Raw genomic sequence first — 21,901 nt, forward strand, 5'->3', positions numbered from 1 at the left:
CCCATGTATGTGGCCGTGAAGGGCGGCGAGACCGCCATCGACAACGCCCACCGCCTGATGGCGGAAGAGCGGCGCGGCGACCCGGCGGTGCCGGAGTTGGGGCTGGACCAGATCATGGAACAGCTTGGGCTCGCGGTGGACCGGGTGATGACCGAAGGGTCGATCCACGACCGGGAACTGGCCGCGCTGGCGATCAAGCAGGCACAGGGCGATCTGGTCGAGGCGATTTTCCTGCTGCGCGCCTACCGCACCACCCTGCCGCGCTTCGGCGGGTCGGAGCCGATCGACACAGCGGCCATGGCGATCCGCCGCCGCATCAGCGCCGCCTTCAAGGACCTGCCGGGCGGGCAGGTGCTGGGGCCGACCTACGACTACACCCACCGCCTGCTCGACTTCGCGCTGGCCGCGGGGGCTGAGCCGGAGGCGGCGGTCCGCGCCGGCCACCCGCTGGCGGAGCGCATGCCGCGCGTCGCCGACGTGCTGGGGCAGGAAGGGCTGATCGAGCGCAACCCGCCCGGCAATGACGAGCCGCCGGGCGACCTGACCCGCCAGCCCCTGTCCCTGCCGGCCGGCCGCGACCTGCGATTGCAGAATCTGGCGCGCGGCGACGAGGGGTTCCTGCTGGCGCTCGCCTACTCATCCCAGCGCGGCTACGGCAACACCCACCCCTTCGCGGGGGAAATCCGCTTAGGCGCGGTCGCGGTGGAGTTCGTGCCGGAGGAACTGGGCTTCCCCATCGAGATCGGCGAGATCACGGTGACCGAGTGCCAAATGGTCAACCAGTTCAAGGGCTCCAAGGAGGTCCCGGCGCAGTTCACCCGCGGCTATGGCCTGTCCTTCGGCCAAAGCGAGCGCAAGGCCATGGCGATGGCCCTGGTCGACCGCTCGCTGCGCGCCGGGGAATTGGGGGAGGAGGCCGCCAACCCGTCGCAGGATGAGGAGTTCGTGCTCGCCCATTCCGACAACGTCGAGGCGTCGGGCTTCGTCCAGCACCTGAAGCTGCCGCACTACGTCGACTTCCAGTCCGAACTGGAGTTGATCCGGCGCCTGCGCGCCGCAACCCCCGACCGGGAGACAGCCGAATGACCGGGGCCACGGGCTACAACTTCGCCTATCTCGACGAACAGACCAAGCGGATGATCCGCCGCGCCATCCTGAAGGCGGTGGCGATCCCCGGCTATCAGGTGCCCTTCGGCAGCCGCGAGATGCCGCTGCCCTACGGCTGGGGCACCGGCGGCATCCAGGTAACGGCGGCGGTGATCGGCCCCGACGACCGGCTGAAGGTGATCGACCAGGGCGCCGACGACACCACCAACGCCGTGTCGATCCGCCGCTTCTTCGCCCGCACCGCCGGCGTCGCCACCACCGAGCGCACCACCGAGGCGACGGTGATCCAGACCCGCCACCGCATCCCCGAGACGCCGCTGGTCGAGGGCCAGATCCTCGTCTACCAAGTGCCGATCCCGGAGCCGCTGCGCTGGCTGGAGCCGCGCGAGACCGAGACGCGCAAGATGCACGCGCTGGCCGATTACGGCGCCATGCACGTCAAGCTGTACGAGGACATCGCCCGCTTCGGCCGCATCGCCACCACCTACGACTATCCGGTGCTGGTCAACGGCCGCTACCTGATGCGGCCCTCGCCGATCCCGAAGTTCGACAATCCGAAGATGCACATGAATCCGGCGCTCCAGCTGTTCGGCGCCGGGCGGGAGAAGCGCATCTACGCCGTGCCGCCCTACACGGCGGTGAAGAGCCTGGACTTCGAGGACCACCCCTTCGAGGTGCAGCGCTGGGACCAAGCCTGCGCCATCTGCGGCTCCGCCGACAGCTTCCTCGACGAGGTGGTGACCGACGACCGCGGCGGGCGGATGTACGTCTGCTCCGACACCGACCACTGCACCTCCCAGCAAACCCGGAAGGAGGCCGCGGAATGACTCCGCTTCTGAAGGTGACCGGCCTCACCCGGATGTACGGCAACCGGGTCGGCTGCCGCGACGTGTCGTTCGAGTTGTGGCCCGGCGAGGTGATGGGCATCGTCGGCGAGTCCGGCTCCGGCAAGACGACCCTGCTGAGCTGCCTGTCGGCGCGGCTGGAGCCGACCGCGGGCACCGTCGAGTATGACACGCGTGCGGAAGGCTTGCAGGACATCTACGCCATGGGCGAGCCGCGGCGGCGCCTGCTGATGCGCACGGACTGGGGCATCGTCCACCAGAACCCGCGCGATGGCTTGCGCATGGGCGTGTCGGCCGGGGCCAACGTGGGGGAACGGCTGATGGCCGTCGGCGCCCGCCATTACGGGGAGATCCGCGCCCAGGCCGACGAATGGCTGCGCAAGGTGGAGATCGACGGCGACCGCATCGACGACCTGCCGCTGACCTTCTCCGGCGGCATGCTCCAGCGCCTGCAGATCGCCCGCAACCTCGTCACCCACCCGCGTCTGGTCTTCATGGACGAGCCGACCGGCGGCCTGGACGTGTCGGTGCAGGCCCGCCTGCTCGACCTGCTGCGCCGGCTGGTCACCGACCTCGGCCTCGCCGCCATCGTCGTCACCCACGACCTCGCGGTCGCCCGCCTGCTGGCGCACCGGCTGATGGTGATGCGCCGGGGCGAGGTGGTGGAGACCGGCCTGACCGATCAGGTGCTGGACGACCCGCACCACCCCTACACCCAACTGCTGGTTTCCTCGGTGCTGCAACCATGACCGACATGATCCGGGTGGACGCCCTGTCCAAGACCTACGTCCTGCACACCCAGGGCGGGGTGGAAATTCCGGTCTTCGCTGGTGCCGAACTCAGCGTTGCGGCCGGCGAGTGCGTGACTCTGCACGGCCCCTCCGGCGCCGGCAAGTCGACGCTGCTGCGCTGCCTCTACGGCAACTGCAAGCCGGACGCCGGATCGATCCGCGTGCGGCACGACGGCGGGGAGGTCGACATCGCAACCGCCGCCCCGCGTCTGGTGCTGGAGGTGCGGCGTCGCACATTGGGCTACGTCAGCCAGTTCCTGCGCGCTATCCCGCGCGTGCCTGCGCTGGACGTGGTGGCGGAGCCGTTGCGGGCGCTCGGCGTGGCGGAAGAGGCCGCGCGCACCCGTGCCGGCGAACTGCTGGCCCGGCTGCGCATTCCGGAGCGGCTGTGGCACCTCGCCCCCGCGACCTTCTCCGGCGGGGAGCAGCAGCGCGTGAACATCGCCCGCGGCTTCGCCGCTGGCCACCCCATCCTGCTGCTGGACGAACCCACGGCGTCGCTCGACGCGCGCAACCGCGCCGTGGTCATCGACCTGATCGGGGAGGCCAAGGCCACGGGCACCGCGCTGGTTGGCGTCTTCCACGACGACGAGGTGCGCGAGGCCGTCTCCACCCGCATCCACACCCTGCAGGGCTGACCCATGACACGAGAGTTCGCGCTCAGCAACGCCCGCATCGTCGCGGGCGACGAGGACTTCCTCGGCAGCCTGCTGGTCCGGGACGGCCGGATCGCCGCCATCGACCGCGGGCCTGCCCAGGTCGCCGGGACCATCGACTGCGAGGGCGACGTCGTCGTCCCGGGTCTGGTCGAACTGCACACCGACAACCTGGAACGGCACGTCGTGCCGCGGCCCAAAGTGCGCTGGCACGTGGGCTCCGCGGCACTGGCCCACGATGCGCAGATGGTCGCGGCCGGCGTCACCACCGTGTTCGACGCCATCGCCTGCGGCGACGTCATGGAGGGCTCCGACCGGCTGGCCAACCTGCGGGCCATGGTGGAGGCGGTCACCAACGGCCAGGCGAAGGGCTACCTGCGCGCCGACCACCGGCTGCACCTGCGCTGCGAGGTGTCCTCGGCCAACATCCTGGATCTGTTCGGCGGGCTGATCGACAATCCATTGGTCGGCCCCTTGGTCGGCATCGTTAGCGTGATGGACCACACGCCCGGCCAGCGCCAGTTCGTGCACCCGGAGAAGTACCGGGACTATTTCAAGGGCAAGTACGGCTTCTCCGAGGCCGAGATGGCCGCCTTCACCCGCCGGCAGGAGGAGAACGCCGCCCGCTATTCCGACACGCACCGCCGCGCCATCGCGGCCATCTGCCGGGAACGCGGCTTCCGCCTCGCCAGCCACGACGACGCGACGGAGGCCCACGTGGCGGAGGCGGCGGACCTCGGCACCCATCTCGCCGAGTTCCCAACGACGCGGGAAGCGGCCAGGGCATCGCGGCGGGCGGGCATGGCGGTGCTGATGGGCGCCCCGAACCTCGTGCGCGGCGGCTCCCACTCCGGCAACATCGCTGCGGCCGAGTTGGCGGCGGAGGGCGACCTGGACGTGCTGTCGTCCGACTATGTCCCGGTCAGCCTGATGGCTGCCGCCTTCCTGCTGCACAAGGGGCCGCTCGGCTTCCCGCTGCCCGCGGCCATCGCCACCGTGACCCGCAACCCGGCTGCGGCGGCCGGGTTGGACGACCGCGGAGTCCTTGCCGTGGGCAAGCGCGCCGACATGGTCCGCGTGCACGACGCCGACGACATGCCGGTGATCCGCGCGGTCTGGCGCGCGGGGGAACCGGTTTTTTAAGGCTGGTTCAAGCAGCGACCCATGTTCCCGCTGCGAAGGTTGCCGACCCGTTCAGAACGCCTTGAAGAACGGGTCGTCGCCCTCCGACGCGAAATCCAGAACAGGTTTCGGGAAGCACTTCAGATGCTCCGGCTCGAACGGGAACTGGGCAGATGCTGCGTCACGATGGCGGCCACGGTGTGGGCCTGCTCCACGGCGTAATTCAACGCCTTATCGAGGTTTCTACGAACAAAGCCGCAGAGCGGCTATTCCATAGAAACCGCGTTTTTTCAATAAGTTGCCGTTAGATTCTGGCGCTTCACCCTGGCGAGATCGCGCAGGGCGGCCAGGAAAGCCTCCACACCGGCCTCCAAGCTGGCGTCGTTGACGACGACGCGCACGTCGTCGCCCGCCGGCATGCGCTCCGCGGCGCGGTCCAGCCGTTGCCGGATGTCTTCCACGGGCTCGCGCCCGCGGGCGCACAGGCGGTCGGCCAGGACGGAGGGCGGAGCGGTGACGACCACCACGCCCACGGGCTGAAGGCGCACCCGCGCCTCCTCGACGACGGCGCGGGATACGTTGGCGACCACGGCGGTGCCGCGGCGGCGCAGGCCCTCGACGGTGGCGGGGATGCCGTAGGAAAGGCCGTGTGCGCGCCAGGACAGCAGGAAGCCGCCGGCCGCCTCCCGCCGGTCGAACAGGTCCGGCGGCAGCGTGTCGTGATCCTCCGCCCCGGCGAGCGCCGGGCGGGTGACGACGCGGCGGGCGAAATGGATGCGTGAATCACCGGCCAAACGGTGCCGGGCGCCCTCCATCAGGCTGTCCTTCCCGGCGCCGCTCGGGCCGACCACCAGGATCAGCGGTGCGACGCTCATTCGTCGTGTTTCTCGGCGAAGGCCGCGGCGTCGAGGTCGCGGAAGTCGGCGAGCGCGGCGTTGATCCGCTCCTTCGGCCAGTCCCACCAGGCGATGCGCATCAGCTTTTCCGCCGTGCGTTCGTCCACGCGCGGGCGCAGCACGCGGGCCGGCACGCCGACGACGATGGCGAAGGGCGGCACGTCCTTGGTCACCACCGCGCCGGAGCCGACGGCGGCGCCGGTCCCGATGGTCACGCCGGGCATGACGATGGCGTTGTGGCCGATCCACACGTCGGGACCGATCACCACCGGGTCGCGGCGGCGCCACTCGAAGAAGTCCGCATCGTCGGGCAGGTCGAAGCCGTGCGAGCGCGAGCGGTAGGTGAAATGGTGCAGCGTCGCGCGCCACCACGGGTGGTTGCTGGGGTTGATACGCACGCCGGTGGCGAGGTTGGCGAACTTGCCGATGGTGGCGTGGGCGATCTGGTTGTCGCCCATGGCGTAGCCGTAATCGCCGATCACGCTGTCGGCGACCACCGAACGCGGGCCGAGGTAAGTGTAGCGGCCGAAGTCGGAGTTCCGCACCACCGCACTGGGGTCGATTTCCGGCATCTCGGTCAGCGTCCGGCCGGCGGTCCAGGGATCCCAGGCGGTGCCGCAATTGATGATCATGATGGCCTCAGATGAAAAGCTTGCGCGACTGCGCCGACAACACGTCGATCAGCGATACCGTGGCGACGATGATGATCATGACCGCGCAGGTCTCGGCGAAATAGAAGCCGCGGATGATCTCCCACAGCACGACGCCGATGCCGCCGGCCCCGACCATGCCGACGACCGACGCCGAGCGGACGTTGGATTCGAAACGGTAGAGCGAATAGCTGATCCACAGCGGCAGCACCTGCGGGATCACGCCGTAGGCGATCTCCTCCAGCGCGTTGGCGCCGGTGGCGCGGATGCCCTCCACCGGGCGGGGGTCGATGGCCTCCACCGCTTCGGAGAACAGCTTGGCCAGCACGCCGGTGGTGTGGACGAACAGCGCCAGCACGCCGGCGAAGGGGCCCAAGCCCACCGCCACGACGAACAGCATGGCGAAAACCATCTCGTTGATGGCGCGTAGCGCGTCCATCAAGCGGCGCACCGGCTGGCGCACCCACAGCGGGGCGATGTTCTCCGCCGCCAGCAGGCCGAAGGGGACGGCGAACACCACCGCCAGCACCGTGCCCCAGATGGCGATCTGCACGGTGACCAGCATCTCCTGCGCGTAGAAGCGCCAGTCGCGGAAGTTGGGCGGGAAGAAGTCCGCCAGGAAGGTCGCCATGTTGCCGGAGTCCTTGAACAGGACGTCCGGGCGCATCTCCGCGCCCCGCCACGCCCAGGCCAGCAGGGCCAGCGCCAGGGCGTAGACTGCCATCTTGGCGAGCGACATCCGGGGCGGATGAAGGGGGCGGGCGGCGTCGGTTGTCGTCATGTCGGGACTTCGCGTTCTGGAAGAATACGGGAAGGGCGCCGCGACGGACGCAGCGCCCCCTTTCCAATCACTTCGCGGCGACCTTGGTCTTCAGCTCGTCCAGCTTGGCGTTGATCTCGGCCAGCTTGGCGGTCTTCTCGGCCGCCGGCATTGCCGTGTCGGCCTCCAGCTTCGTCTTGGCCTTGAACAGTTCCAGCTGGCGGATGGGGACGAGCTGGTCGTCGTTGGACTCGCGGAACACGCCCCACTTCAGGGTGGCGAGCACCGCGCCCTCCTCCTTCACCTGCTCCGCGCTCTTGCCGGGGGTGGCGGTGCCGTAGGTGAGGAAGAAGGACTTCACCTTGTCCTTGGTCGCCTGAGCCAGGTCCTTGCGCCACACGATCGGGTCGGAGGGAATCAGCGGTGAGGTCCAGATGACCTTGATCTGCCCGAACTTCTCCGGCTGGCGCTCCTTGATGCGCGGCAGCACCTCGGAGTTGCAGGTGGCGAAGTCGACCTGCTTGTTGGCCACCGCCATGGCGTTGGTCTCGTGGTTGGCGCTGACCACACGCTTGAAGACCTTCTTCGGGTCGTCCACGCCGTTGACGGCGAAGACGTAATAGCCCGGGACCAGATAGCCGGACGTCGAGTTCGGGTCGCCGTTGCTGAAGGTCAAGTTGCCGGCGTTCTTCAGCATGTCCTGGATCGAATTGATCGGGCTGCCCTTCTGCGCCAGGATGTAGGAGTAGTAGCCGGCGCCGCCCTCCGGGTCGGTGGACTGCACGAAGACCTCGCCGTTGGAACGGTCGACGGCCTCCATGGCCGACTTGTTGCCGTACCAAGCGACCTGAACCTTGTTGAAGCGCATGCCCTCGATGATGCCGGCGTAGTCGGAGGCGAAGAAGGGCTTCACCGTCAGGCCGGTCTGCTTGCCCATCGCCTCCAGGAAGGGCTCCCACTGGGACTTCAGGTTCTGCATCGATTCGGTGGAGATGATGCCGAAGTTCAGCGTGTCCTGCGCGGCGGCGGGAACGGTGACGGCGACGCCGAGCGCGGCGGTCGCGGTGGCGAAGAGGGTCGCGATCTTCATGGCGGGCGTTCTCCCGATGGAAGGGGGGTGGGCTTTGGATGTCAGGCGTTGGCGGCCAGGGCGTAGCCGGGGCGCAGGCCCGTGACGAAGGACGCGGCACCGGTCAGGTCCGACCCCAGTTCCTCGGCTTGGCTGCCGTAGAGGTCCTGGAGCAGCCGCGGGGTCAGGGCCGCCGACGGGCCGTCGTAGATCACCGCCCCCTTCTTCAGGGCGATGGTGCGTGGGCAATAGCGGATGGCGAAGTCGACCTGATGGAGCGACACCACCACCGTCACGCCGTCCTCCGCGTTGATGCGGGCCAGCGTTTCCATGACGCGGCGCGACGACACGGGGTCGAGCGAGGCGATGGGCTCGTCGGCGAGGATGACCTCCGCCTTCTGCACCAGCGTGCGGGCGATGGCGGCGCGCTGCTGCTGGCCGCCCGACAGGGATGACGCGCGCACCCAGGCCTTGTCGGCGATGCCGACGCGGTCCAGCGCGTCCAGCGCGAGTTGGCGCTCCTCCGCCGTGAAGCGGCCGGTCATCGACCGCCAGAGCGGGACCCGGCCGAGCGACCCGGCCAGCACGTTGGTCATCACCGGCAGCCGGCCGACAAGGTTGAACTGCTGGAAGACGAAGCCGACGCGGCTGCGGGTGCGGCGGATGTCGCCGGCCAGCCGCCCGCAGGCCTGCACAGGCGTGCCCAGCACCTCCACTCTGCCCATCCTGTCGTCGCCGAGCGCCAGCCCGGTGAGATGGCGCAGCAGGGTCGACTTTCCGGACCCGGAGGCGCCGATCAGGGCGACCATCTCGCCGGGCGCGATGGCGATGCTGACGCTGTCCAGCGCCGTGCAGCCCTTGAAGGTCTTGCTGAGCGCGTTCACCCGGATGGCGGGCGTGCCGGCGGTCGCGGCCTCGTTCATGTCGCACCTCGGTCCAGTCGCTGTCTGGACCGGGTTCTAACAACGCTCGGTGACAGTATTATTTGTCAAAGGTTGCCATCGTATGACAATGTCCCACCGACCAAGTCCTGGTCGCAGGATGTACCGGTCGCGCGGAACTGTATGCGCTTTCAGATGACAGTCGGCGTCGGGCGACGAATTCAAAATTTGTCTATGCTCTTGGTCGTGGGGCGACGTGACGTCCTTGTTTTTCTGCATTGGCTTTGACGTCGAGCGGGGCATTGGTGCGCGTCGTCTTCAACCCGCCCGGGTGCCGCCGGCATGAGCTTTTGGAAATTGGACGAGTGGCTTCCCAGCGGAGATTCCCTCTCGCGGTCCGGAATGGCGCTACCATATCCGTCCGTGGGATGCCGGAGCATCCGTGGACAGCAGGGCAACGAGGCGGTGTGCGTGGGAAAGGCCGGTGCATGGGTGTGAGCGTGGATCGGCCGGGGATGGTGGGTCCCGGTGACGAGGTTCTGGGGAGTGATGGCGAGACCTGGCTGGTTCGGGTGCCCAGGCCCGGCCAGCCCTTTCCCTTCCTGGTCAGGATGGCGGACCCGGACGGCCGGGCGGCGGACACGCTGTCGCGGCTGCGCAGGGAACACGCACTCGCCGACGCGCTCGACCCCGCCTGGGCGGTGAAGCCGCTCGACCTCGGCCGTCCCGGCGATGCGCCGCACCGGATGGTGGAAGCCCTCACCCTGGCTGATCCGGGCGGGCAGCCGCTGTCGGCGCTGGCGACCGCGCCGATGCCGCTCGGCCAGAGGCTGACCATCGCGCTGCGCGCCGCCGAGGCGGTCGGGCAGTTGCACCGGCGCGGGCTGCTGCACCGGGACCTGCGGCCGTTCAACCTGATGGTCGGGGACGACCGGACCGTGCGGCTGACCGGCTTCGGCCGGGCCTGCGCGCTTTCCGCCGTGCCGCCGAGTGGAGCGTCCGGCGGTTCCGGGCCATCGGGCGGTCCTGGGGCGGAATTCCCCGGCCAGATCGCCTACATGGCGCCGGAGCAGACCGGGCGGATGAACCGGCCGGTCGACCGGCGCAGCGACCTCTACGCGCTCGGCGTCACGCTGTACGAGCTGTTCACCGGGGCGCTGCCCTTCAACGCGCGCGAACCGATGGAATGGATCCACGCGCATCTTGCGCGTCCCCCCATTCCGCCGGAAATCCAGCGTCCCGACCTGCCGCCGCTCCTCTCCGACATTCTGCTGCGGCTGCTCGCCAAGACGGCGGAGGACCGTTACCAGACCGCGGAAGGCCTCATCCGCGACCTCACCGGCGCGCTGTGGTCGTGGGAGGCGCACGGGACGATCCCTCGCTTCCCGGTCGGCCGGCGCGACCTGCCGGAAGGCCTCTGCCCCCCTTCGACCCTGTACGGGCGGGAGCAGCCGGTCGCCACGCTCCGGGCGGCCTTCGACCGCGTCGCCGAGCGGGGGCGTATGGGCGTCGTCCTGATCGCTGGCCGGTCGGGCATCGGGAAGTCCTCCGTCGTCCACGCCCTGCGCGGGCAGGTCGTGCCGCCGCGCGGGCTGTTCGTCGCCGGCAAATTCGACCAGAGCCGGCGCGACCTTCCCTACGCCAGCCTGTCCGAGGCCTTCCGGACGCTGGTCGACCGCATCCTGGAACAGCCGGCCCCGCACCGCGACCACTGGCGCCGTGCGCTGCGCGAGGCGGTCGGCGGCAACGGCGCGCTGATGACGGTGCTGGCCCCGAACCTCGCGCTGCTGATCGGGGACCAGCCGGCGGTTGCCGACCTGCCGCCGCAGGAGGCGCAGCACCGCTTCGACCGGCTGTTCCGCCGCGTCCTGCAGGTCTTCGCCCGGCCCGAACACCCGCTCGTGCTGTTCCTGGACGACCTGCAATGGCTCGACCGCGCCACGCTCGACCTGCTGGACCGGCTGCTGGTCGACGGCGGGCTCGGCCATCTGCTGCTGGTTGGCGCCTACCGCAGCGACGAGGTCGGCCCCGGCCACCCGCTGGAAACGCTGATCGACCGGGTGCGGGCGGCCGGGCCGGACCTCGACCGCGAGGAGATCACACTGGCGCCGCTCTCCCCCGCCGACCTGCGGCGGATGATCGCCGACAGCCTGGATCGCCGGCCGGAGGAGGTGGCGGACCTGGCCGGCCTGCTGCACGGCCGGACGGGCGGCAACGCCTTCTTCGCCGTGCAGCTGCTGATCGCGCTGGAGCGCTCCGGCCGCCTGCGGTTCGACCGCGCCGACCGGCGCTGGCGCTGGGACATGGCGATGGTCGAGGCGGCGCGGACGGGCGACAGCATCGCCACGCTGATGACCGAACGGCTCGGCCGCTTTCCGGAGTTGGCGCGGACCCTGCTGGCCCGCTTCGCGGCGCTCGGCGCCGCGGTCCGGCTGTCGACGTTGGCCACCGCCAGCGGCGTGGCGGAGGCCGAGGTCGAGCGGTCCCTGGACGTGGTCGTGGCCGAAGGGCTGCTGCTGCGGACGGAGGATGGCTACCGCTTCCTCCACGACCGGGTGCAGGAGGGCGCCTACGCCCTGGTCCCGGAGGAGGAGCGGGGCGCGCTGCACCGCGACATCGCGCGCGCGCTCAGCCGCGGCTTCGGCGACGACCTTTCCGGGGAACGGCTGTTCGAGCTGGTCGGCCAGTACGACCGCTGCCTCCCGTTGGTGCAGGAGGACGGGGAGCGGGCGGAGGTCGCGGCGCTCTATCTGGCCGCCGGCCGCCGGGCGAAGGCCGCCAGCGCCCACGGCTCCGCCCTGGCCTACGTGCTGGGTGGCCTGTCCCTGCTCGACGAACAGCGCTGGGAGCGGCAGCACCGCCTGAGCTTCGCGCTGGAGCTGCTGCGCGCGGAGTGCGAATTCCTGGGCGGCGACCTGCAGGCGGCCGAACAGCGCCTGCTCGACCTCGTCGGGCGGGCGGAGGGGGCGCCGGACCGCGCCGCCATCGCGGCACTCCTGGTGACCCTCTACACCGCCATCGACCGCAGCGACCGGGCGATCGACAGCTGCCTCTCCTATCTCCGGGATGGCGGGATCGACTGGCCGGCCCACCCGCCCGCGGACCTCGCCCACCGGGAATACGCGCGGCTGCGGGCGGCCATCGGCGACCGGCCCATCGCGTCGCTGGCCGGGCTTCCCGGGATCGAGGACCCGGACCGCCGGGCGACGCTGGACGTGCTGGCCGCCGCCCTGCCGCCGGCCTTCTTCAGCGACCGCAACCTGGTCTGCCTGATCCTGTGCCGCATGGCGAACCTGTCCCTGCAGCACGGCGCCGGCGACGCCTCCGCCCTCGGCTTCGCCTATCTCGGGATGGTCGCCGGCCCCTATTTCGGCGACTACGCCGCCGGCTACGACTTCGGGCGGCTCGGCTACGACTTGGCGGAGCGCCACGGCCGGACCCGCTACCGCGCGCGGGTGCTGATGACCTTCGCCTACCACGTGGTGCCCTGGACGCGCGACGTGCGCAGCGAGCGGCCGCTGCTGCTGCGCGCCTTCGAGGAGGCGCGGGAGGCCGGCGACGTCACGTACGGCGGCTTCACCAGCGTCACGCTGGTCACCAGCATGATCGCGGCCGGCGACCCGCTGGCCACCGTCCAGCGCACGGCGGAGGCGCGGATGGCCTATGTCCGGCAGGTCAAGTTCGGGCTGTGCGCCGACATCCTGACCACCCAGCTCCAAATGGTGCGGGCGCTGCGCGGGCTGACCGACGGGCTGGGCACCTTCGACGGGCCGGGCTTCGACAACGCCGCGTTCGAGGCGCGGCTGCTCGCCAACCCCAGCCTGGACATCGCCACCTGCTGGCACTGGATCCGCACGCTCCAGCTCCGCTGCGTCGCCGGCGACATGGCTGGCGCGGTCGAGGCGGCGGAGCGCGCCGAAGGGCTGCTGTGGACCACCTCCGGCCATCTGGAGATGGCCTCATACCAGTTCCACGCGGCGCTGGCGCGGGCGGGCGTCATGGACGGGCCACCGGGAAAGGCAGAGGGAGAGGGGGAGGACGCAGAGCGGGCCCGCCACGCCGCGGCGCTCGCCCGGCACCGGGACCAGCTGCGCGCCTGGGCGGGCCACAGCCCCGACAGCTTCGAGGCCCGCCATCTGCTGGTGGAGGCGGAGGCGGCGCGGGTCGAGGGCCGGACCGAGGACGCGATGCGCGGCTACGACCGGGCGGTGCAGGCCGCCCAGCGCACCGCCCTGACGCATGTGGAAGCGTTGGCCCAGGAACGCGCCGCCGCCTTCTACCGCCGGTTGGGCGTGCCGACGCTGGAACTCGCCTGCATCCGGGAAGCGCGGGCCTGCTACGCCCGTTGGGGGGCGACGGCCAAGGTCCGGCAACTCGACCAGCGCTACCCGGCCTTGCTGGGCGAGCGGGGCGACGCGGCCGCGGCGGGACCGCCCAGCGGCTTCGACGGCATGGACCTGGCGACTCTGCTGGACACCCTGCGGGCCGTCTCCGACCAGGCGAGCGTCGAGCAGCTGACCGCCACGCTGCTAACCCTGGTGCTGGAGCATGCCGGGGCCAGCCGCGGGCTGCTGATCCTCGCGCGCGGCGAGCGGCTGCGGGTGGAAGCGGAGGCGGCGACCGGCCCCGACGGCGTGTCCGTCCGCCTCGTCCAGGAGGATGTGGAGCGCGTCCCGCTGCCGCACGCGATGATCCACGGCGCCATCCGCGACCAGGAAACGGTGATCGTCGACGACACCCGGGCGACCGGCCCCTTCTCGGCCGATCCCTACGTCCTCGACACCGCGGCGCGGTCCATCCTGTGCATGCCGCTGGTCCGCCAGGGGCGGGTCGTCGGGCTGCTGCACCTGGAGAACGCGCTGGCGACGCACGCCTTCACGCCCAAGCGGGTCAACGTGCTGACCCTGTTGGGCGCGCAGGCCGCGACCTCGCTGGAGAACGCGACGCTGGAGGAGAAGGAGGCGCTGCTGAAGGAGGTCCACCACCGGGTCAAGAACAACCTCCAGCTGGTGACCAGCCTCCTCAACCTCCAGGCCAACCGGATCGAGGACAAGGCGGTGGCCGCCCTGTTCGCCGACAGCCGCGACCGGGTCCGCTCCATGGCGCTGGTGCACGAGAACCTGTACCGGATCGGCAACTTCGCGCGGGTGCCGATGCGGGCCCACCTGGAATCGGTGTGCGCCCACCTGCTGCGCGCCTACGCCTCCCACGGCGGCGCCGTCCGGCTGGAGACCGCGCTGGACGACCTGAAGCTCGACCTCGATCGCGCGGTGCCCTGCGGCCTGATTGTGAACGAGTTGGTCTCCAACGCGCTGAAGCACGCCTTTCCGGCGGGCCGGAGCGGGGTCTTGCACGTTTCCCTTGCCGCGGATGGGGAGAATGGCCGCCTCTCCGTTCGGGACGACGGCGTGGGCTTGCCGGATGAACATGATCCCGATAGTCTGGACACCATCGGACTGCAACTTGTTGATGATTTGACCAGCCAATTGCACGGAACCCTACAATACAGCTCCAGCACAGGCACCGAATTCATGGTCACCTTTCCTTTGAAGGGACGCAACCGGGGACATGAATGATCGCGGCCCGCATCCTCATCGTTGAAGACGACCGCGTCGTCGCGCGTGATATTCGGGAACAGCTCGCCCGCATGGGCCATGTGGTGGTCGGCACCTCGGCCAGCGGCGAGGACGCGATCCAGCTCGCCAACCGCCACCAGCCCGACCTCGTGCTGATGGACATCCGGCTGGAAGGGGAGATGGACGGGATCGAGGCCGCGCGGCGCATCCGCGACGTCCACCAGATCCCGGTCGTCTTCCTGACCGCCTACGCCAACGACGAAACCGTGCAGCGCGCCAGCATGACGGAGCCCTTCGGCTATCTGCTGAAGCCGTTCGAAGAGCCGCAGATGCGCACCGTCATCCAGATGGCGCTGTACAAGCACGCCAGCGACGCCAAGCTGCGCCTGGGCGAACGGCGCTACGCCGCCACGCTGGCCAGCATCCGCGACGGCGTCATCCTGTGCGACGGCCGGGGCCGGGTCGACTTCATGAACCGCGTGGCCGAGACCATGACGGGCTGGACCGCCGCGGAGGCGGTGGGACGCCCGCTGTCCGCGGTCTTCACCGTCGTCGATGAGGAAACGCAGGAGCCGCTGGAGGATTTCGCCGCGCTGGTCCTGCGCAGCCGCGACCTGGCGCCGCCGGAACGGCTGTCGAAGCTGCTGCCGCGCTGCGCGGCGGCCAACGTTCCGGTGCCCGGCATCATGGTGGAGGAGCGCTGCTCCGCCATCATCGACGACCGGGGCGCCGTGGCCGGGGCCATCCTGGTGTTCAGCGACCTGACGCTGCGCCGGCAGATCGCCGAGGCACTGCGCAAGGCGCAGGCCGACCTCGCCCAGATCGGCCGCCTGACCATGATGGGGGAACTGGCCGCGGCGATCGCGCACGAGGTCAACCAGCCGCTGATGGCCATCGTCACCAACGCCGGCACCTGCCTGCAGCACCTGTCGAAGGCGGATCCTGACCTGTCCAAGGCCCGCGCCGTGGTGGAGCGCATCGTGCGCGACGCCCAGCGGGCGGGCGACGTGGTGCGCAGCATCCGCGCGCTGGCCCGCCGGACCCCGGCCGACCCCGGCTGGGTGGACATGAGCGCGCTGATCGCCGACACGCTGGCGCTGGTGCGGGCGGAGCTGCGGCGCGCGCGGGTCGCGGTGGAAACCGACCTGCTGCGCGGGCCGCCCTGGGTGCACGGCGACCGGGTGCAGCTCCAGCAGCTGATGCTGAATCTGGTGACCAATGCCATCGAGGCGATGGACGCGCCGGCGGTGGCCGTCCGCCGGCTGCGCATCACCACCAGCGCCGAGGGCGGCCGCATCCGCGTGCGCGTCGAGGACAGCGGCGTCGGGATTGCGGAACCGGACGTCGACGTCCTGTTCAAGGCGCTGTACACCACGAAGCCCGACGGTTTGGGCATGGGCCTGTCGATCAGCCGGTCGATCGTCGAATTGCACGGCGGGCAGCTGACCGCGGCGCCCGGCACGCCCTGCGGCAGCGTGTTCGAGGTCGTGCTGCCGGTGTCGTCGCAAGGGGCCGGGGGGGACTGATGGGGATGAAGGCCGATTGCACCGCCAGCGCCGCCGCGACCGTCGTGATCATCGACGACGACGAGGCGGTCCGGGAAGCGCTGGAAGGGCTGCTCGATTCCGTGGGGCTCCGGGTGGAGAGCTTCGCGTCGGTGCAGCAGTATGTGGACGGCCGGCCGTCCATCGACGTCGGCTGCATGGTGCTGGACGTCCGCCTGCCCGGACGCAGCGGCATGGACTTCCAGGCTGAACTCGCCAAGTCCGGGAACAGCCTGCCGGTGATCTTCATCAGCGGCCACGCCGATGTGCCGATGTCGGTCCGCGCCATGAAGCTGGGCGCCTTCGAGTTCCTGACCAAGCCGGTCCATCACCAGGAGCTGCTGGATTCCATCCAGGCGGCCATCGCCCGGCACCGCGCGCGGCGCGACCAGGAACGCACTCTGGTCCTGCACCGCGCCCGCTTCGACACGCTGACGGCGCGCGAGCGCGAGATCACGCTGATGGTTGTGTCCGGCCTGCGCAACAAGCAGATCGCCGGCGACCTCGGCCTCAGCGAGGCGACGGTGAAGCTGCACCGCGGGCAGGCCATGCGCAAAATGGAGGCGCGGTCGGTCGTGGACCTCGTCCGCATCGTCGACACGCTGGTCCCGCAGGCCGAGGGGTCGTAGCGCCTTCAGGCGCCGTCTTCGGTTTCCGACAGGACGCGCTCGGCGGTCAGGTCTTCCAAATCCAGTTCCGCTTCCAACTGGTGGAGCACGGAATCGTGGATGCGGCCGCTGCGGTGCAGCTTCAGGATCTCCGCGCGGGCGGCGCGGTTGGCCGCCAGCACGGCCGCGAAATGCTCGCGCCGGTCGTCCGCGAGGCTTCCGTTGCTGTCCTTGAAGCGCACCGCCATCTCCGCCCGGCGACCGTACTGCTCGACCAGGCGCGGGTGACGCTCCCCGCCGTCCGGCGTGCGGGAGCGCTTGCGCATGGCCTCCAGCGCCGCTTGCGCCATGCGGACGCGGGCCTCCGGCTCCGACAGGGTGGGGCGCCGTTCCAGCGCGAAGCCGCCGAGCCGCATCGCCCGGACCAACGGGGCGAGCGTCGTCCCCTGCACGAGGATGGAGACGAGGATCACCGCCCAGGTGGTCACCAGGATGACGTCGCGCCCCGGGAACGCCTCCGGGATCGACAGTGCCACGGCCAGGCTGACCACGCCGCGCATGCCGGCCCAGCTCATGATCACCGGCACCGCGACGGACGGGTAGGGGTCCCGACGCCGCAGGCTGGGCAGCAGGAAGCGAGGGATGTAGGTCGACGGAAAAATCCAGGCGAAGCGCGCCAGGATCATCGTCGCGGCGATCGCGGCGATCCCCGGCAGCAGGCTTGTCAGGGACACCCCGCCCTCGGCCATCCGCGCCAGCACGCCGCGCAGCGACAGCCCGATGATGATGAAGACCAGCGATTCCAGGAGGAAGACCACCAGGTTCCACACCGCGTGCGCGTGGGTCCGCACCAGGGCGGAGAACAGCGCGTGCTGGCGCCAGCCCATCACGATGCCGGCCCCGACGGTGGCGAGCACCCCGGACACCCCCAGCGCCTCCCCCGCCATGTAGGATCCCCAGGCGGCCAGGAAGGTGCCGACGATGCTGAGCGACACGTCGCGCAGGCGGCCGAGCAGCATCGCGGCCCCCTGGCCGAACAGGACCCCGGCCACCACGCCGCCGATCGACAGCCGCAGGAACTCCGCCACGGCCGGACCGGCCTCGAAGCTGCCCGTCAGCCCGGCGGTGACGGCGAGCCGGAACAGGACGATCCCGGTCGCGTCGTTCACCAGGCTTTCGCCTTCCAGCAGGGTGACCAGCCGGGACGGCAGCGGCAGGCCCTTCAGCACCGCCTTGGCCGCCACCGCGTCGGGCGGCGACAGGATGGCGCCCAACGCGAAGCAGGCCGCCCAGGGCAGCGACGGCATCACCAGATGGGCGACCAGCCCGACGGCGAGCGTGGTGAAGGCGACCGCCCCCACGGCCAGTTGCAGGATGATGCGCAGGTTGGCGCGGAAGTCGCTCCACACCGTGAAGTAGGCGCTGGCGAACAGCAGCGGCGGCAGGAACAGCAGAAGCGTCAGGTCGGGGTCGGGCGTGATGTCCGGCAGGCCCGGCACCAGGGCCAGCGCGATGCCGCCGACCACCAGCACCGCCGACGGCGGCAGGCGCAGCCGGTGCGCCGCCAACTCCAGGACCACCACCGCCGCCATCAACCCAAGCACGAGTTCGAACTGACCGGAAGGCGACATGCGGGACGACCGTTTCCAGGAAAAGCTGCGGATGGAAACGGGCAATCTGGCGGCGGGGGTCCCGGCGGTCTTGTCCAATGTCGGCCCGGCTTGTCCGTTCGGATCCGGAACCGGACGCCCGGTTGTGCCGAGAGTCCCGATTATACCAAGGTCTAGGTCCGCTCGACCTAGTCGGGGGGAAAAGCGATCTGCGCTCAATGGCGCAACGCCCCGCGCCCCGATTACCCTGCGTCAAAAGAACGCAGCCCGCCGTCATGGCCAGGGCGGCGACGCGTGGGGAGTTCGGACAGCCTGATCCCAAGCTGATCTCAGGGCGACGCAACGGGGGACAACCATGGCCACGGCCGCTCGCAGCAATCTCGACCTTCGCTTCATCCCGGTCGCCAACCGGCCGAGGGTCCTGGTCCGCCAGATCGGGCGGGGCATGGTGGGGATCGCCCGGGTCCGCTGCGACACCGACGGCCTCGGGCCGTACGACCGTCCGGAGATCGAGGACGCCTTTCTGGTCAGCCATCACCTGACGCACTTCCGCTCCGACATCCAAGTGGACGGGAAGCTGGTGAGCAAGCCGCGGAACATCGCCGGACTGACGAGCATCCACGACTACCGCCGCCGCATCGACTGCGAGATGCACACCGCCTTCGACACGATGACCTTCCACCTGCCGCGCGTCGTGCTGGAGACGATCTTCCCGGACAGCCGGCGGGACCAGCTGGAGGATCTGGACATCGAGCCGAGCGGCAGCGTCGACGATGGCACCATCGCCGCCATGGCGGCGGCCATGCTGCCGGCGCTCGCCGCGCCGGAACGCATCAGCCTGCTGTTCCTCGACCATGTCAGCTGCGCGCTGGCGACGCACATCGTCGCCACCTATGGCCGGCTGGTGTCGTCCAGGACCGCCGGGACCCTGGCCTCCTGGCAGGAACGCCGGGTCAAGGAGATGATCGCCGCCCGCCTGGACGGGGAAATCCGGCTGGCCGACTTGGCGGCCGAATGCCGGCTGTCGATCGGCCATTTCGTCCGCGCCTTCCGGCGGACCACCAACACCACCCCGCACCAGTGGCTGCTGCAGCGCCGGGTCGAGCACGCCAAGTCCCTGATGGAGGACCGCGCGCGCACGCTGGCCGAGATCGCACTGTCCTGCGGCTTCGCCGACCAGAGCCACTTCACGCGCACCTTCACCCGCCTGGCCGGCGTCCCGCCCGGCGTCTGGCGGCAGCGCAACGTGGCCGGCGCGATCAGCCCGCTCCCCGACCCGGCGCCTGGCTTGGCGGACGAACGGGCGGTCGCCTGATCCCGGCGCCCCGGTTTCCGATACAAAAAGGCCCGGCCCCCGGCGAAAACCGGGGACCGGGCCTTGCAACGCGCCGAGCCGGGAGGAATCAGCCGGCGCTGTCGCTCGTGACCAGATGGGCCTCCAGGAACCACAGCTGCTTGTCGGTCTCGCGGGAGATCTGGGTGAAGAGGTCGGCGGTGTCCGCGTCGCCCGCGGCCGTGGCCGCGTCGATGTCCTTGCGCACCAGCGCCCCGAACTGGGCGAGCGCGCCCGACAGCGCCTTCAAGTGGTCGGTGCCGGCCACCGCCTGGAGCGGGTATTCATAGAGGGAGGAGCGGGCGGCGGTGGTCTGCGCCCGGCCGTCTGCGACGTGCCCCAGCGCGGTGATCCGCTCCGCGATCAGGTCGACGAAGCCCTCCACCTCGGAATGGACGCTGTCGAACAGCTCGTGGAGCTGCATGAAGTGCGGCCCCTTCACGTTCCAGTGCGCCTGCTTGGTCTGCGCCTCTAGGTCGAGCGCGTCGGACAGGCGCGCCTGGAGGAGGGTGGCGGCCTGCTTGCGGACCGAGGCGCCGAGGTCGAGACGGGAGGTGTAGGTCATGGCTTAGCCTTTCAGGAAGGTGAGCAGCGCCTCGTTCACCACGTCCTTGTGCGTGGTGCACAGCCCGTGCGGGGCGCCCGGAACGATGGTCAGCGTGCCCTTGGGCAGCAGGGACACGGCCACCTTGCCGGTGGTCGCCAGCGGGACGATCTGGTCGTCGTCGCCGTGCAGCACCAGCGTCGGGACGATCATCTTCTTCAGATCGTCGCGCAGGTCGGTTTCGGAGAAGGCCTTGATGCACTCGTACTGGGCCAGAAGGCCGCCCTGCATGCCCTGCGCCCAGAAGCCGTCCAGCACCCCCTGCGAGGCCTTGGCGCCGGGGCGGTTGTAGCCGTAGAAGGCCGGGGCGAAGTCCTTGAAATACTGGGCGCGGTCGGTCTTCACCCCGGCGCGGATGCCGTCGAACACGTCGGGCGGCACACCTTCCGGGTTCCAGGCGGTGCGCACCATGATCGGCGTGACGGCGCTGATCAGCACGGCCTTCGACACGCGCGACACGCCATGGCGGCCGATGTAGTGGGCGACCTCGCCGCCGCCGGTGGAATGGCCGACATGGACGGCACCCTTCAGGTCCAGCGCCGCGGTGACGGCCGCCAGGTCGTCGGCGTAATGGTCCATGTCGTTGCCGAAGCCCGGCTGCGAGGACCGGCCGTGGCCGCGGCGGTCGTGCGCGATCACGCGGTAGCCGTGCTGGGCCAGGAACAGCATCTGGTCTTCGAAGGCGTCGCCGCTGAGCGGCCAGCCGTGGCTGAAGACGACCGGCTGGCCGGTCTGCGGGCCCCATTGCTTGACGTAGATCTGGACGCCGTCCCCCGTGGTGACGTGGCTGCCCTGGAGCATGGGTTCGTTCCTTCGGTCGTGTTCTTGTGATCGGACGGCCGATGGTAGGGATGGGGGTGCTGCGCCTATTGCTTCTTCGGAACGATTTTTGCCGTTTCTGCGCATTTCGGGGCGGCGGGGTGGCATGCGGCCGGAAAGGCGTCCCCAAAGAGGACGTTCGAACAAAAGGCCGTCTGGCAAAAGAGACCGTCAGGCGCAGGCGGCCTGCCGCAGGACGGGCTCGGGACGCACGGACAGCGCCTCCGCCATGCGGACCAGGTCGGGCAGGGTCTGCGCGCCCATCTTCCGCATCATGTTGCCGCGGTGGATCTTCACCGTGATCTCGCTGAGGTTCATGTGGCCGGCGATCTGCTTGTTCATCAGGCCGGCGGTGACGAAGCCCATCACCTCCCGCTCCCGCGCGGTCAGCGTCCGGAAGGCGGAGCGCAGATGCTCCCGCTGATTCTCCTTGCGGCGGCGGTGACGGTCGGCGGCGACGGCGGCGTTGACGGCCGCCAGCATGTCGTGCTCGCGGAAGGGCTTGACCAGGAAATCGATCGCCCCCGCCTTCATGCCGGAGACGGCCATGGGGATGTCCCCGTGTCCGGTCATCAGGACCACCGGGATCGGGACGTCGGAATCGGCCAGCCGCGCCTGGACGTCGAGCCCGTTGGCCTCCTTCAGCCGGATGTCGAGGACGAGGCAGCAGGGCACCATCGGCAGGTCGAAGGCCATCAGCTCGTCCGGCGCGCCGAAGGTGGCCGCGGCGTACCCGACCGAGCGGAACAGGCTGTCGAGCGCGCCGCGCACCGCCGCATCGTCGTCCAGGACCAGGACCATCGGCGTCCCGTCGTCGTCGAACCGGTCACTGACCGCCATTCCGCACATCCGTGCGCCCCTTCTGCTGCAAACGAAACGGTGCCGTTTCGGCGTCGGGCGCATGGTTTCACGTGCGCAACGGCGGGTCTTGCCCGTGGTTGAGTCTTTTGTCGAATCTTGCTCCGCCCGGTCCGCAGGCCGCTCCGGACGTATGCCCGATGCCGGGTTGTGGGTGCGGCGACCGTGCCGG

General features: G+C 70.1%; 18 protein-coding genes. 9 read left to right on the plus strand and 9 right to left on the minus strand.

What is annotated here, in order from left to right; all coding sequences use genetic code 11:
* Nucleotides 1–3 precede the first annotated feature (3 nt).
* From M2351_RS22830 to M2351_RS22850, 5 genes are read left to right on the plus strand one after another with little or no spacing between them, the layout of a single operon-like run.
* Entirely contained in the window at nucleotides 4–1,086 is a 1,083-nt protein-coding gene (locus M2351_RS22830) for a carbon-phosphorus lyase complex subunit PhnI (protein ID WP_264658350.1), read from the plus strand.
* A complete protein-coding gene (locus M2351_RS22835; RefSeq protein ID WP_264658351.1) occupies nucleotides 1,083–1,934 on the plus strand; it encodes an alpha-D-ribose 1-methylphosphonate 5-phosphate C-P-lyase PhnJ in 852 nt (283 codons plus the stop codon). The genes M2351_RS22830 and M2351_RS22835 overlap by 4 nt, the downstream gene beginning before the upstream one ends.
* On the plus strand, nucleotides 1,931–2,701 hold the full coding sequence (gene phnK / locus M2351_RS22840; RefSeq protein WP_264658352.1) for a phosphonate C-P lyase system protein PhnK: 771 nt from the start codon (nucleotides 1,931–1,933) through the stop codon (nucleotides 2,699–2,701). The genes M2351_RS22835 and phnK overlap by 4 nt, the downstream gene beginning before the upstream one ends.
* Nucleotides 2,698–3,381, plus strand: coding sequence for a phosphonate C-P lyase system protein PhnL (gene phnL, locus M2351_RS22845; RefSeq protein WP_264658353.1), 684 nt, complete (start codon nucleotides 2,698–2,700; stop codon nucleotides 3,379–3,381). Before phnK ends, phnL begins: the two co-directional genes overlap by 4 nt.
* 3 nt (nucleotides 3,382–3,384) lie before the next feature.
* On the plus strand, nucleotides 3,385–4,542 hold the full coding sequence (locus M2351_RS22850; protein ID WP_264658354.1) for an alpha-D-ribose 1-methylphosphonate 5-triphosphate diphosphatase: 1,158 nt from the start codon (nucleotides 3,385–3,387) through the stop codon (nucleotides 4,540–4,542).
* A 269-nt stretch (nucleotides 4,543–4,811) separates the two neighbouring features.
* On the opposite strand, the gene phnN is transcribed toward M2351_RS22850, so the two are convergent.
* The 5 genes from phnN to phnC form a co-directional block, all read right to left on the minus strand.
* On the minus strand, nucleotides 4,812–5,396 hold the full coding sequence (phnN, locus tag M2351_RS22855) for a phosphonate metabolism protein/1,5-bisphosphokinase (PRPP-forming) PhnN (protein WP_264658355.1): 585 nt from the start codon (nucleotides 5,394–5,396) through the stop codon (nucleotides 4,812–4,814).
* A complete protein-coding gene (locus M2351_RS22860) occupies nucleotides 5,393–6,049 on the minus strand; it encodes a DapH/DapD/GlmU-related protein (RefSeq protein WP_319801914.1) in 657 nt (218 codons plus the stop codon). Before M2351_RS22860 ends, phnN begins: the two co-directional genes overlap by 4 nt.
* Nucleotides 6,050–6,056: 7 nt before the next feature.
* Nucleotides 6,057–6,848 (minus strand): phosphonate ABC transporter, permease protein PhnE, encoded by a 792-nt coding sequence (gene phnE, locus M2351_RS22865; protein ID WP_264658356.1) that lies wholly within the window; start codon nucleotides 6,846–6,848, stop codon nucleotides 6,057–6,059.
* 67 nt (nucleotides 6,849–6,915) lie between these two features.
* Complete coding sequence (phnD, locus tag M2351_RS22870; RefSeq protein WP_264658357.1) at nucleotides 6,916–7,917, minus strand: phosphonate ABC transporter substrate-binding protein; 1,002 nt, start codon at nucleotides 7,915–7,917, stop codon at nucleotides 6,916–6,918.
* A gap of 41 nt (nucleotides 7,918–7,958) precedes the next feature.
* Nucleotides 7,959–8,819, minus strand: coding sequence for a phosphonate ABC transporter ATP-binding protein (gene phnC, locus M2351_RS22875; protein WP_264658358.1), 861 nt, complete (start codon nucleotides 8,817–8,819; stop codon nucleotides 7,959–7,961).
* 473 nt (nucleotides 8,820–9,292) lie between these two features.
* On the opposite strand from phnC, the gene M2351_RS22880 reads away from it, so the two are divergent.
* The 3 genes from M2351_RS22880 to M2351_RS22890 are packed head-to-tail and all read left to right on the plus strand — an operon-like array spanning nucleotide 9,293 to nucleotide 16,526.
* Nucleotides 9,293–14,353, plus strand: a complete 5,061-nt coding sequence (locus M2351_RS22880) for an AAA family ATPase (protein ID WP_264658359.1) — start codon at nucleotides 9,293–9,295, stop codon at nucleotides 14,351–14,353.
* Nucleotides 14,350–15,879 carry a response regulator gene (locus tag M2351_RS22885; RefSeq protein WP_264658360.1) on the plus strand — a complete coding sequence of 510 codons (1,530 nt, stop codon included), beginning with the start codon at nucleotides 14,350–14,352 and terminating at the stop codon, nucleotides 15,877–15,879. Before M2351_RS22880 ends, M2351_RS22885 begins: the two co-directional genes overlap by 4 nt.
* A gap of 5 nt (nucleotides 15,880–15,884) precedes the next feature.
* Nucleotides 15,885–16,526, plus strand: a complete 642-nt coding sequence (locus tag M2351_RS22890; RefSeq protein ID WP_319801915.1) for a response regulator transcription factor — start codon at nucleotides 15,885–15,887, stop codon at nucleotides 16,524–16,526.
* Nucleotides 16,527–16,531: 5 nt separating this feature from the next.
* Here M2351_RS22890 and M2351_RS22895 read toward each other — a convergent pair whose 3' ends face one another.
* Nucleotides 16,532–18,136: a Na+/H+ antiporter gene (locus tag M2351_RS22895; RefSeq protein ID WP_264658362.1), complete on the minus strand. Its 1,605-nt coding sequence runs from the start codon at nucleotides 18,134–18,136 to the stop codon at nucleotides 16,532–16,534.
* A gap of 334 nt (nucleotides 18,137–18,470) precedes the next feature.
* Between M2351_RS22895 and M2351_RS22900 the strand changes: the two genes are divergently transcribed.
* Nucleotides 18,471–19,430: a helix-turn-helix transcriptional regulator gene (locus M2351_RS22900; RefSeq protein WP_264658363.1), complete on the plus strand. Its 960-nt coding sequence runs from the start codon at nucleotides 18,471–18,473 to the stop codon at nucleotides 19,428–19,430.
* An 88-nt stretch (nucleotides 19,431–19,518) separates the two neighbouring features.
* Here M2351_RS22900 and dps read toward each other — a convergent pair whose 3' ends face one another.
* The 3 genes from dps to M2351_RS22915 form a co-directional block, all read right to left on the minus strand.
* On the minus strand, nucleotides 19,519–20,013 hold the full coding sequence (gene dps / locus M2351_RS22905; protein ID WP_264658364.1) for a DNA starvation/stationary phase protection protein Dps: 495 nt from the start codon (nucleotides 20,011–20,013) through the stop codon (nucleotides 19,519–19,521).
* Nucleotides 20,014–20,016: 3 nt separating this feature from the next.
* Nucleotides 20,017–20,853, minus strand: a complete 837-nt coding sequence (locus tag M2351_RS22910) for an alpha/beta fold hydrolase (RefSeq protein ID WP_264658365.1) — start codon at nucleotides 20,851–20,853, stop codon at nucleotides 20,017–20,019.
* A 189-nt stretch (nucleotides 20,854–21,042) separates the two neighbouring features.
* Complete coding sequence (locus tag M2351_RS22915; RefSeq protein ID WP_264658366.1) at nucleotides 21,043–21,711, minus strand: response regulator transcription factor; 669 nt, start codon at nucleotides 21,709–21,711, stop codon at nucleotides 21,043–21,045.
* Between the last annotated feature and the right edge of the window lie 190 nt (nucleotides 21,712–21,901).

The sequence above is a fragment of the Azospirillum canadense genome (assembly GCF_025961225.1).
Taxonomy (GTDB): Bacteria; Pseudomonadota; Alphaproteobacteria; order Azospirillales; family Azospirillaceae; genus Azospirillum; species Azospirillum canadense.